The organism is Saccharopolyspora mangrovi, from assembly GCF_035320975.1.
GTDB lineage: Bacteria > Actinomycetota > Actinomycetes > Mycobacteriales > Pseudonocardiaceae > Saccharopolyspora > Saccharopolyspora mangrovi.
Map to the genome: position 1 here is coordinate 1 of NZ_JAWLNX010000025.1, position 11680 is coordinate 11680.

Sequence of the window (11680 nt, forward strand, 5' to 3'; positions counted from 1 at the left end):
GAATCAACCCAGCAACGCAACGCCGCCCTGCCAGCCTGGATCCACTTCTACAATCACCACCGCCCCCACTCCGCCATCGGAGGCAAGCCACCAGCCACCCGACTGACCAACCTCCCCGGACATCACATCTAGCGCTCGCCGCGACCGGAGGTGCGCATGCTGCGTTGGATCGTGTTCGACTACGGCGAGGTCATCAGCCGCCGCATCACGGCGCTGCCCGACCTGGCGGCGCTGCTGGACACCGATCCCGCAGAGTTCGAGGCGGCCTACTGGCGCGAGCGCCGGGCCTACGACGCAGGCCTGTCCGACGCCGACTACTGGCGAGCCGTGGCCGCGCGCCTGGACCGCGAGGTCGACGACTCGCTGATCCACCGGCTGACCTGCATCGACGTCGACGGCTGGATGTCCACCGAGCCGGAGTCCCTGGCGCTGCTGGAGGACCTGCACCGCCGCGGAGTCCGGCTGGCGCTGCTGTCCAACGCGTCCACGACGTTCGCCCGCGCCGGGGAGAGCAAGCCGTGGGCGCGGTACTTCGAGCACCTGCTGTTCTCCGGTGACCTGCGGGTCGTCAAGCCCGAGCCGGAGATCTGGCGCACCCTGCTCGACACCCTCGGCGCGGAGGCCGGGGAGTGCCTGTTCTTCGACGACCGCGAGGAGAACGTCGCGGGCGCCCGCGAAGCAGGCCTCAACGCCGAGCTCTGGCGCTCAGCCACCCACGCCCGAACCCTCCTCGACGAACAACTGGCAGCCTGACCACCGACGCGCGAGGACCGGGACCAATGATCAACACCTAGGGCTTGATCTGCTTGCGGTCCTTGGCCCAGCCGATGGCGGCGGTGGCGACGAACAGGACTCCGCCGAGCACTGCGAGCCAGAACAGGCCCTTGATCAGCACTCCGGCGATGGAGAGCACGATCCAGAGCGCCAGCAGACCGCCGAGCACCTTCCACACCATCACGACCACCTCTTCACCGGGTATCTCCCGCACTCCCAGCCTGCCAGAGCGGACCGGCGAATTGGCAGGTCGAAAGCCCGAACCCGGGAAACATCAGGGTCGTCTCGGGGTCACCAGCGGGCGGTTCTCGCCAGAACGATCAGTTTCGGCAGAGAACCGCCTCACAGCCAAGCGCCGAGCCGCTGGACCGCTTCGGTGATGTCGCCGGGATCGCCGGCGAAGGAGAGGCGGAGGTAGTGGTGGCCGCGGTCCGGGTCGAAGTCGACGCCGGGGACGAGCGCGACGCCGGTGTCGTCGAGCATGCGGCGGCAGAACGACGCCGCGTCGTCGGTGTGATCGCTGATGTCCACCCACGCGTAGAAGGCGCCGTCGGCCGGGGCGACCTTGGTGATGCCCGCCGCCGCCAGGCCGTCGAGCAGCAGCGCCCGGTTCTCCCGGTAGCGCTCGACGTGGGCCTCGACCTCGTCGTAGGCCTCCGGGCTGAACGCCGCGACCGCGGCCTGCTGCGAGATCGCGGGCGGGCAGAGCGTGAAGTTGCCGGTCAGCGAGTCGACGGCGCGCAGCAGGCGCGGCGGCACCAGCATCCAGCCCAGCCGCCAGCCGGTCATCGACCAGAACTTGGAGAAGCTGTTGACCACGACGGCCTCGGCGGAGAACTCGCGCGCGGTGTGCAGCGGTTCTCCGTAGCTGAGCCCGTGGTAGATCTCGTCGCTGATCAGCTGCACCCCGTTGGCCTCGCACCAGCCCGCGAGCTCGGCGAGCTCGTCGCGGGAGAGCACCGTTCCGGTGGGGTTCGCCGGACTGGCCACGATCAGCCCGCGCACCGGCTCGTCGAGCGCTTCGAGCATCTCGACGGTCGGCTGGAAGCGGGTGGCGGCGTCGCAGGGCAGCTCCACGACCTCGCAGCCCAGCGCGGACAGGATGTTGCGGTAGGCCGGGTATCCGGGGCTGGCCAGCGCGACCCGGTCTCCGGCGTCGAAGGCGCTGAGGAACGCCAGCAGGAACGCGCCCGAGGCACCGGTGGTCACCACGACCTCGTCCACCGGGACCGAGCGGCCGTGGGCCCGCTCGTAGTGCCCGGCGATGGCTTCCCGCAGCTCCAGGACCCCCAGCTGCTCGGTGTAGCCCAGCGCGTTGCCCTCCAGCGCGCGAGCGGCGGCTTCGCGGACGGCCTTCGGCGCGGGCGTCGAGGGCTGTCCGGCGGCCAGCGACACGACGTCGCCGCGCTCCCGCTGCCGCTGGGCGGCGGCGGAGAGGACCTCCATGACCTGGAAGGGAGCTACATCGGCTCGCGCCGCGACGGCGAGCGCGGGGTGCTGACCACTCATGGCCTCAAGCCTGCCAGGGCGAACGCCCCGGGTCAGGAGCCGGGGACCGTGATGTCGCCGTCGACCGCGCGGCGGGCGATGTCAGTGCGCCAGTGGGCTCCGGGGAGGTGGACGCGCTCGACCCGCTTGTAGACCTCGTCGCGGGCGGCGGCGAGGTCGGCGCCCGTGCCCACGACCGAGAGGACCCGGCCACCGGCGGACAGCACCGCGCCGTCCTCCCGGCGGCGGGTGCCCGAGTGCAGCACTCCCTGCAGGTCGGAGCCCTGGATGACGTCGTCGACGCGCGGCCGGCCCGGGTAGCCCTCGGCTGCCAGCACGACCGTGACCGCCGAACCCCGCTCCCACTCCAGCTCCGGCTGGTCGGCGAGCTCACCGCGCGCCACGGCGTTGAACAGCTGCGCCAGCGGCGTGTGCAGCAGGGCCAGCACGGCCTGCGTCTCCGGGTCGCCGAAGCGGCAGTTGAACTCGATGACCTGCGGGCCGTTCGAGGTCAGCGCGAGCCCGGCGTAGAGCAGACCGGAGAACGGGGTGCCGCGGCGGTCGAGCTCGTCGACGGTGGGCTGCACGACCGTGCGGACCACGGTGTCGACCAGGTCGTCCGGGGCCCACGGCAGCGGCGCGTAGGCGCCCATGCCGCCGGTGTTCGGCCCGGCGTCGCCGTCACCGACGCGCTTGAAGTCCTGCACGGGCAGCAGCGGAACGACCGTGGTGCCGTCGACCAGGCAGAACAGCGAGGCCTCGGGGCCGTCGAGGAACGACTCCAGCAGCACCGGGTGACCGCCGTCGAGCAGCTTCATGGCGTGCGCGCGGGCGGCGTCGAAGTCGCTGGTGACCAGCACGCCCTTGCCCGCGGCCAGACCGTCGTCCTTGACCACCCAGGTCGGTCCGAAACCGGCCAGCGCGGCGTCCAGCTTGGCGGGGTTGTCCACGATCTCGCTGCGCGCGGTAGGCACGCCCGCGGAGACCATGACGTCCTTGGCGAAGGCCTTGGAACCCTCGATGCGGGCCGCCGCCTTGGACGGGCCGAAGCACGGGATGCCCGCGGCGCGCACGGCGTCGGAGGCCCCGGCGACCAGCGGCGTTTCCGGTCCGAAGACGACCAGGTCGGCCTTCCAGCGGGTGGCCAGCTCGGCCACTTCGTCGGGCTTGGCGACGTCGACGCCGTAGGACTCGGCGAGCGCTGCGGTACCGGCGTTGCCGGGCGCGCAGGCCAGTGCCGTCACGGACGGGTCACGGGACAGCGCCAACACGATCGCATGCTCCCGGCCGCCGCCGCCGATCACGAGGATTCGCACGAAACGCAGCGTAGAGCGTGCGGTGGGCCACTTGGCCGCTGCCCCCGGGAAGTGTTGCCGCCACTTGGCGCATCGCAGGTCGTGCGGCGTTCACCCGGAGGTCGGTTGCTCGTCGCACTGGTGTGCCCCTGGCGTCGGCTGGGCCGAGTTGGGTGAGGCCGCCACCATCGGAACAGGGAGAACGCATGACGATTCGGGGACGGTTGATCGCATTGTCCGTCGCGGGAGCTGCCGCACTCGGGGTGATCGCCTCGACCGGACCGGCCACCGCCGAGCCGGCCCCGGACACCCCGCAGATCGAGGTGTTCGGCCACCGCGGCGCCTCCGGCTACCGGCCGGAGCACACGCTCGCCTCCTACGAGTTGGCCGCCCGGATGGGCGCCGACTTCATCGAGCCGGACCTGGTGCCCACCAAGGACGGCGTGCTGGTCGCCCGGCACGAGCCGGAGATCGGCGGCACCACCGACGTCGCCGACCACCCGGAGTTCGCCGCCCGCAAGACCACCAAGGTCATCGACAGCACCGAGATGACCGGCTGGTTCACCGAGGACTTCACGCTCGCGGAGCTCAAGACGCTGCGCGCCAAGGAGCGCATCCCGGACATCCGCCGGAACAACACCGTCTACGACGGCCTCTACGAGGTGCCGACGTTCCAGGAGGTGCTGGACCTGCGGGAGCGGCTGTCCGAGGAGCTCGGCCGCGACATCGGCGTGGCGCCGGAGACCAAGCACCCCAGCTACTTCCGCGAGCTGGGTCTGCCGCTCGAGCCCGGCGTGGTCGAGGCGCTCGAGACCAGCAGCCTGAACAAGGAGGACTCGAAGGTCGTCGTGCAGTCCTTCGAGGTCGGCAACCTCAAGGAGCTGCGCGAACAGCTCCGGGTGCGGCTGGTGCAGCTGATCAGCAACAGCGGGGCGCCGCAGGACTTCATCGAAGCCGGTGACCCGCGCACCTACGCCGACCTGGTCAAGCCGGAGGGTCTGAAGGAGATCGCGACCTACGCGGACGTGATCGGCCCCGACACCAAGGTGATCCTCCCGGTCGACGACAGCAACCACCTCACCGAGCCGACCACCGTGGTCGCCGACGCGCACGCCGCCGGCCTGCAGGTCGTGCCTTACACGGTCCGCGCCGAGAACACCTTCCTGCCCGCGGACTTCCAGTCCTCGCAGGACCCGGCCCAGTGGGGCGACGTCCTCGGCCTCTTCCACGCCCTGTACGACCAGGGCGTCGACGGCATCTTCAGCGACATGCCGGACCTCGCCATCACCGCCCGAGACCAGCGCTGACCCACCCGTCCCACCCGCGTTGACCGGATTTCAAGTCGGGGACCTGATTTCAATGGAAATCGGAACCCCGAGTTCCATTGAATCGGGTTCCCCGCGGTGGGTGGTGGGTCGGGTGAGACCGTCCTCCCCTTTCGGGGGCGGCGGTTTCGTCGTTTCGGGTGATCGCCGGGGCGCGCACCTAAGGTGTCCATCGTGGACGGAGGTGCGAGTTGACCCAGCTGATTCTGGTCCTGATCGGGGCGTTGCTGGTCACGGCGCTGGCGCGGAGCCGGGAGATCGCGGCGCCGTTGCTGCTGGTGGCGGTCGGCATGGCGGTGTCGCTGGTGCCCGGGCTCGACGAGCTGCACATCGAGCCGGAGCTGCTGCTGACCGCGGTGCTCCCGCCCCTGCTGTACGCCGCCGCGCTGGAGAGCTCGTTCACCAACTTCCGGGCCAGGATCCGCCCGATCGTGCACCACGGGGTGCTGCAGGTGATCGTCACGTCGTTCGTGCTGGGCTGGGTCGCGTTCGTGCTGATCCCGGACCTGCCGCTGGCGTCGGCGATCGTGCTGGGCGCGGTGATCGCCCCGCCGGACGCGGTGACCGCGGCGGCGATCGGCCGCCAGCTGAAGCTGCCGCGCGGGGTGATGACGGTGCTCGGCGGCGAGAGCCTGATCAACGACGCCGCCGCGCTGACGATCTACCGGATGGCGATCACCGCGGCCGTGGGCACCACGCCGACGCTCGTCCAGGGCTTGTGGGTGTTCGCGCTGGCCGTGGTGGTCGGCGCCGTGCTGGGACTGGCCTTCGGGATGCTGGCGCAGCTGGCCCGCCAGCACATCCCGGACGTGCAGGTGGCGACGCTGCTGGGCGTGCTCGTGCCGTTCATCGCCTACCTGACCGCCGAGGAGCTGGGTGGTTCCGGCGTGCTGGCGGTGGTCACCGCCGGGCTGTACGTGGGCCACAACCTGCCCCGGGCGCGCGCCGCCGGGCGGCTGCAGGAGCACACCGTGTGGGGCTCGATCAACCTGCTGCTGGAGAGCCTGGTGTTCGCCTACATCGGCTTGCAGCTCAAGTCGGTGGTCACCGAGGTGCTGGAGTCCGGGCGCCCGGTGGGGAACATCGTGCTGGCCACGCTGCTGATCCTGCTGTCGTTGATGGCGTTCCGGGTGCTGTGGATGTTCGGCTCGAACTACCTGCCCGGCGTGTCGCACCTGATCAGGAGCGGGCGCCAACGCGGCGGCCGGTGGCGGCGGACGGCGGTGCTGTCCTGGGCCGGGATGCGCGGCGTGGTGACGCTGGCGGCGGCGGGCGCGATCCCGTTCACCACCGGCAGCGGTGATCCGCTGCCGGGCCGCGAGGTGATCCAGTTCGTCGCCGCCGTGGTCACGGTCGGCACGGTCCTGCTGCAGGGCACCACGTTGCCGCTGCTCATCCGCCGGTTGGGCGTCTCCGACCCGGAGGAGGCGCGCAGCGACGACCAGGCCGAGGCGGAGGCGCGGCGGATCGCCACGAACGCGGCGCTGGCCTACCTGGACGAGCTGACCCCGGCCGACGCGGGCTGCGAGAGCTCCGCGCTGAACCGGATGGTCTCCCGGATGCGGGGCCTGGTCGAGCACCAGGGCATGGCCGCGGCCGATCAGGTGGGGCGCACTCCGGCGGAGCGCGCCGACGCCTCGACCCGGACGTTCTCCGAGCTGCGGCGCAACATCATCGACGTGCAGCGCTCGGCGATCGCGGACGAACGCGACGCGGGCAACCTCGACGACGAGGTGCTGCGCCGCGTCCTCCGCGAACTCGACCTGCAGGAAGCGGCCGTGGAGAGCTCCTGGCGGAACCGCTGAGAGCGGATCAGGCCATCGTGTGTCGCACGATCGTCTGGTCCCGGCCGGGGCCGACGCCGATCGCCGACACGCGAGCGCCGGAGAGCTCCTCGATGCGCTCGATGTAGGCGCGGGCGTTGGCGGGCAGGTCCTCGAAGGTGCGGCAGTCGCTGAGGTCCTCCCACCAGCCCGGCATCTCCTCGTACACCGGAACCGCGTGGTGCACGCCGGTCTGGGTCATCGGCATCTCCTGGACCCGCTCGCCGTCGACGTCGTAGGCGACGCAGATCGGGATGGTCTCCAGGCCGGAGAGCACGTCGAGCTTGGTCAGGAAGTAGTCGGTGATGCCGTTGACGCGGGTCGCATAGCGGGCGATCACCGCGTCGAACCAGCCGGTGCGCCGCGAGCGGCCGGTGGTGACGCCGAACTCGCCGCCCTGCTTGCGCAGGTTCTCGCCGGCCTCGTCGGTCAGCTCGGTCGGGAACGGGCCCGCCCCGACGCGCGTGGTGTAGGCCTTGAGGATGCCGATCACCGCGCTGATCTTCGTCGGGCCGACGCCGGATCCGGCCGAGGCACCGCCGGAGGTCGGGTTCGACGAGGTCACGAACGGGTAGGTGCCGTGGTCGACGTCGAGCAGGGTGCCCTGCGAGCCCTCCAGCAGCACCGTCTCGCCGCGCTCCAGCGCCTGGTTGATCAGCAGCTTGGTGTCGGCGATGCGGTTGGCGAACTTCTCCGCCTGCCCGAGCACCGTGTCCACGACCTCTTCGGGGTCGATGGCCCGGCGGTTGTAGACCTTGACCAGGATCTGGTTCTTGATGTCGAGGGCGGCCTCGACCTTCTGGCGCAGGATCTTCTCGTCGAGCAGGTCCTGCATCCGCACGCCGACCCGGGCGATCTTGTCCTGGTAGCAGGGGCCGATGCCGCGGCCGGTGGTGCCGATCTGCTTCTTGCCCAGGTACCGCTCGGTGACGCGGTCGATGGCCACGTGGTACGGCATGATCAGGTGCGCGTCGGCGGACAGCAGCAGCCGCGAGGTGTCGACCCCGCGCTCCTCCAGCCCGGCGAGCTCCTCCAGCAGGACACCGGGGTCGACGACGACACCGTTGCCGATCACGTTCGTCACGCCGGGGGTGAGGATCCCCGACGGGATGAGGTGCAGCGCGAAGTCCTGCCCGTCCGGGAGCACGACGGTGTGTCCCGCGTTGTTGCCGCCCTGGTAACGCACGACCCACTGCGCCTGCTCGCCGAGCAGGTCGGTCGCCTTACCCTTGCCTTCGTCGCCCCACTGGGCGCCGATCAGCACGATCGCCGGCATGTGAAACTCCAACCTGGACTGGGTGGTCGCCAGCGTGACCGCACGCTTCGCCCGCTCCCACCACGGGGTATGCCGGTCGATCAGGGTAAACCAGGAGCGAAACGTGAGTACCACCGCATTGTCCTGCGGAAACGTTGGTGGCGCAGCGCGTCCGGACGGTGACGGTGTGCGATGGCACGAAGTGCCCGCCGCACCGGGTCGCAACGACGTCGATCCGCTGCTGGCAGATGCCACCGATCGTGTGGTGGTGCACGGCACGGACATGGACCTGGCGGCGGTCGTGCTGCGGCTGCTGCGCAAGGAGCGGCTGACCGAGCTGACCGTCGGCTACGTGCCGGTCGCCGACTCGCCGGTGGCGCGGTTGTGGGGGCTGGGCGTCGGCGACTTCGAGCGGGCGCTGACCGCCTCGCCCCGACCGGTGCCGCTGATCAGGGACGACTCGGGCGGGATCCTGCTGGGCGAGGGCGTGATCGAGCCGATCACCGGGCAGGCCTACTGCGACGACGAGCAGGTCCTCAACGGTCCCGCGCAGCGCCTGGTGGTGGCGCCGGACCCGGACGCCGAACCGCTCCCGGACCCGACGTCCGATCCGCTGAACCACACGATCGAGCCCCCGATGGACGGGCTGCGGGTCACCGTCACCCGGCGCGGGCTGCTGCGCCGCCGGGAGCGCGCGGCGCGGGGCCGGGCGTTCCAGGCGTCGTTCCGGTCGGCGACCGTGCGGCACGACGGCACCGATCACCCGCGGCCGATGCAGAAGTGGGTCTGGTACCGGCACACCGAGGACCTGAACCTGGCGCGCTGATTACGGGGTGTGTGGAATTCACATTTTCATCCCCCAATCAGTGGCGACTTCACGCCATGTCACCCTCCGGTCACTCCGCGGCATTGAATCGTCCACCCACGTGGGCAATCGTCATCCCTGAGCAGGCGATCAAGCCCATCGCGGAGGAAGCCATGACACGTTCGTTGCGCACCACCCTCGCCGCGCTGCCCCTGGCCGGTCTGATCGGGCTTGGGCTGGCCGTGCCGGCCGGCGCCGAGCCGCCGGGGATCCCGGACCCGGCGACCGCCCAGACCCAGCTCGGCGAGCTGACCGTCGCCCCCGAGGGCTCGATGGACGGCTACGACCGGGAGAAGTTCCCGCACTGGAACGAGGGCTCGGACGGCTGCAGCACCCGCGAGGCGGTGCTCAAGCGCGACGGTGACAACGTCGAGGTCGGATCCGACTGCTACCCGACCTCGGGCAGCTGGGCCAGCCCCTACGACGGCGAGACCTGGACCCAGCCGTCCGACCTGGACATCGACCACGTCGTGCCGCTGGCCGCCGCGTGGCGTTCCGGCGCCGCCGAGTGGACGCAGGAGCAGCGCCAGGCCTTCGCCAACGACCTGGAGGGCCCGCAGCTGATCGCGGTCACCGACAACGTCAACCAGGAGAAGGGCGACCAGACCCCGGACGTCTGGATGCCGCCCGCGACCGACTACCACTGCACCTACGCCTCGATGTGGGTCGGCACCAAGCACAACTACCAGCTGACCGTCACCGAGGCCGAGAAGGACGCGCTCAAGACCGCCCTGGACGGCTGCTGATCGTCTTCGAGAAGGCGGGCACCTCCGGCGCGGAGGTGCCCGCTCCTCGCTTCCGGGGAAGGCACACTGGCGGCCATGGCTGAGTTGCGCACGACGTTGACCGCACCCCCTGGCGGGGTGATGACCGACGAGGTCGGCGTGATCACCGGCGACCTGGAGCTGGCGACGGACTGCGAGGACGGCGCGGTGCGGGTGTGGATCCGCTACGACGGCGCCGAGGAGTGGTACCGCCTCTCAGCCGCCGACTGCCGGCTGCACGACGCCCGCGACCACGAACCCCTGCACGCCTCGCTCGCGGCAGTGCTGAACCGGCCCTAGTCGTCCGGGTGCAGCGGTGGGAGAGCTGCCATCGCCTCGTTCCGGGTGAGGCCGGAGGCCTGCAGCAGGTCGACGGCGATCGAGCGCACCTGCAGCACGACGACCTGCATCGAGAAGTCGCCCTCGCCCAGCAGTTCCACTGTGGACTTCTTGGCGACCGAGCGGGCGGATTCCCTGGCCTGCAAAGGATCCTTGCCGCTGGCGAGCTCGTCGCGCAGCAGCACCACGGTTCCCGCGAGCTCCTCCAGCATTCCCGGGAGCGGGCGCGGCACCGGCTCGCCGTCGCGCAGCGCGGCCAGCGCCCGCCTGGCCAGCACGCGGGTGTTGCGCAGCGCGCGATCGATGGGTGTGGCGGCGGTTTCGTAGCGTTCGAGGTCCCCGCGCCTGCGCCAGCGGATCGGCGCGAACCGCGCGATCTCGGCCCCCGCCTCCAGGGCGGCGCGGAACTCCTCGACGGACTTGTGGCTCTTGCGGGCCTTGGCGAGCACGTCGGCGGCCATCGACGCGTCCTGGCGCGCGACCGCGCTGGCGACTCCGCGCAGCGCGTCGGCCAGCGCACCCAGCACCACGCGGCCGTTGCGGTGCGCCACGGCGAGCGGGTTGGCCGGCAGCAGCGCGGCGACGGCGAAGCCGACCAGACCGCCGACCACGGCGTCGAGCATCCGCGTCAGACCACCGGACGTGGCGGGCGGCAGCAGGGTCGCGACCAGTACCGATGACGACGCGGCCTGCAGCACGATCACGCCGCCGCTGTCCAGCAGCACCGCCGTGGACATCGCCAGCGCCACGACCAGCGCGATCTGCCAGGGACCGGAGCCGATCACCGAGATCAGGACGTCGCCGACACCGATGCCGATGCTCACCCCGACGACGAGCTCCAGGGCCCGCCGCATCCGCTGTCCGAGCGAGACCCCGAGCGAGATCACCGCGGCGATCGGGGCGAAGAACGGCGCGGCGTGCCCGACGATGTCGTGCGCGAGGAACCACGCCACCCCCGCGGCCACCGCGCACTGCACGATCGGCACCCCGGTCCGCAACAACCGCCGGAGCCGCCGGCTCAACTCCTCACGCAAACGCCCCACGGCCCCATCCTCCGCCACCGAACATCGCCCCGACCAGCAACCCCGACAACCGCCGCAGTCACCCAACCCCGATCACCGCCGTGATCAGGTACCGGATCACGGCGGTGATCGGGAGGCAGGTGGTGGTCGGGACAGCTGGGTCCCGGTGATGCGATTTCAATGGAGATCAGAACCTGGAGTTCCACGGAACTCGGGATCCTGATTTCCATTGAAATCGCGTCGCCCCTGGTGGGAGCCCGAGTAGCACGCACCCGGCCACCTGCGGACGGAGTCCGGTGGTGGCCGGGTGCGTGTTCGTCAGGAAAGGCCGTTGGGTTCGAGGGAGGCCGGGTCGCTGTCCTCGAGGAGCTGGCGGCAGCGGTCGAACTCCTCGGTCTCACCGATGGCGCGGGCGGCCTTGGCCAGGGCCGCGATCGAGCGCAGGACACCGCGGTTGGGCTCGTGCCGCCACGGGACCGGGCCGAAGCCCTTCCAGCCCGAACGGCGCAGGGCGTCCAGGCCGCGGTGGTAACCGGTGCGCGCGTAGGCGTAGGCGGCGATGTTCTCGCCGCGCTGCAGGGCGTTGTCGGCGAGCGCGGCCCACGCGGCGCTGAACGCGGGGTGCTGCGCGGCGACCTCGGCGGGGTCGGTGCCGGCGTCCAGGGCGCCCTGCGCCTCCGGGCTCTCCGGCAGCAGCGTCTCCGGCGGCTCCAACAGATTCCTCGTCATG

Annotated in this window: 13 protein-coding genes; 7 read left to right on the forward strand and 6 right to left on the reverse strand. The window is 71.1% G+C overall.

From position 1 onward, the window contains the following. The coding region (locus R4I43_RS27215; protein ID WP_324268627.1) for an integrase core domain-containing protein at window positions 1–132 on the forward strand (132 nt) is incomplete at its 5' end. A gap of 24 nt (window positions 133–156) precedes the next feature. Beyond that, a complete protein-coding gene (locus R4I43_RS27220) occupies window positions 157–753 on the forward strand; it encodes an HAD family hydrolase (protein WP_324268543.1) in 597 nt (198 codons plus the stop codon). A 37-nt stretch (window positions 754–790) separates the two neighbouring features. On the opposite strand, the gene R4I43_RS27225 is transcribed toward R4I43_RS27220, so the two are convergent. From R4I43_RS27225 to purD, 3 genes are all read right to left on the reverse strand, one after another. Further along, on the reverse strand, window positions 791–955 hold the full coding sequence (locus tag R4I43_RS27225) for a hypothetical protein (RefSeq protein WP_324268544.1): 165 nt from the start codon (window positions 953–955) through the stop codon (window positions 791–793). A 161-nt stretch (window positions 956–1116) separates the two neighbouring features. Next, window positions 1117–2283, reverse strand: a complete 1167-nt coding sequence (locus R4I43_RS27230) for a pyridoxal phosphate-dependent aminotransferase (RefSeq protein WP_324268545.1) — start codon at window positions 2281–2283, stop codon at window positions 1117–1119. 32 nt (window positions 2284–2315) lie between these two features. Next, window positions 2316–3578 carry a phosphoribosylamine--glycine ligase gene (purD, locus tag R4I43_RS27235; RefSeq protein ID WP_324268546.1) on the reverse strand — a complete coding sequence of 421 codons (1263 nt, stop codon included), beginning with the start codon at window positions 3576–3578 and terminating at the stop codon, window positions 2316–2318. A 185-nt stretch (window positions 3579–3763) separates the two neighbouring features. On the opposite strand from purD, the gene R4I43_RS27240 reads away from it, so the two are divergent. Together R4I43_RS27240 and R4I43_RS27245 are read left to right on the forward strand one after the other, a co-directional pair. Then, window positions 3764–4864 carry a glycerophosphodiester phosphodiesterase gene (locus R4I43_RS27240; RefSeq protein ID WP_324268547.1) on the forward strand — a complete coding sequence of 367 codons (1101 nt, stop codon included), beginning with the start codon at window positions 3764–3766 and terminating at the stop codon, window positions 4862–4864. 209 nt (window positions 4865–5073) lie between these two features. Next, the gene (locus R4I43_RS27245; protein ID WP_324268548.1) at window positions 5074–6687 is read left to right on the forward strand and encodes a Na+/H+ antiporter; all 1614 of its coding nucleotides are present in this window, start codon (window positions 5074–5076) and stop codon (window positions 6685–6687) included. Between the two features lie 7 nt (window positions 6688–6694). Here the strand turns inward: R4I43_RS27245 and R4I43_RS27250 are convergent, their stop codons facing one another. Beyond that, window positions 6695–7981 (reverse strand): adenylosuccinate synthase, encoded by a 1287-nt coding sequence (locus R4I43_RS27250; RefSeq protein ID WP_324268549.1) that lies wholly within the window; start codon window positions 7979–7981, stop codon window positions 6695–6697. A 166-nt stretch (window positions 7982–8147) separates the two neighbouring features. On the opposite strand from R4I43_RS27250, the gene R4I43_RS27255 reads away from it, so the two are divergent. From R4I43_RS27255 to R4I43_RS27265, 3 genes are all read left to right on the forward strand, one after another. Beyond that, a complete protein-coding gene (locus R4I43_RS27255; protein WP_324268550.1) occupies window positions 8148–8786 on the forward strand; it encodes a hypothetical protein in 639 nt (212 codons plus the stop codon). A 152-nt stretch (window positions 8787–8938) separates the two neighbouring features. Continuing rightward, the gene (locus tag R4I43_RS27260; protein WP_324268551.1) at window positions 8939–9571 is read left to right on the forward strand and encodes an HNH endonuclease family protein; all 633 of its coding nucleotides are present in this window, start codon (window positions 8939–8941) and stop codon (window positions 9569–9571) included. 75 nt (window positions 9572–9646) lie between these two features. Beyond that, window positions 9647–9889, forward strand: coding sequence for a hypothetical protein (locus R4I43_RS27265; protein WP_324268552.1), 243 nt, complete (start codon window positions 9647–9649; stop codon window positions 9887–9889). Here the strand turns inward: R4I43_RS27265 and R4I43_RS27270 are convergent. Both R4I43_RS27270 and R4I43_RS27275 read right to left on the reverse strand, forming a co-directional pair. Then, the gene (locus R4I43_RS27270) at window positions 9886–10971 is read right to left on the reverse strand and encodes an FUSC family protein (RefSeq protein ID WP_324268553.1); all 1086 of its coding nucleotides are present in this window, start codon (window positions 10969–10971) and stop codon (window positions 9886–9888) included. The two genes, R4I43_RS27265 and R4I43_RS27270, sit on opposite strands and share 4 nt — an antisense overlap. A gap of 297 nt (window positions 10972–11268) precedes the next feature. Beyond that, complete coding sequence (locus R4I43_RS27275; protein ID WP_324268554.1) at window positions 11269–11679, reverse strand: DUF3151 domain-containing protein; 411 nt, start codon at window positions 11677–11679, stop codon at window positions 11269–11271. Between the last annotated feature and the right edge of the window lies 1 nt (window position 11680).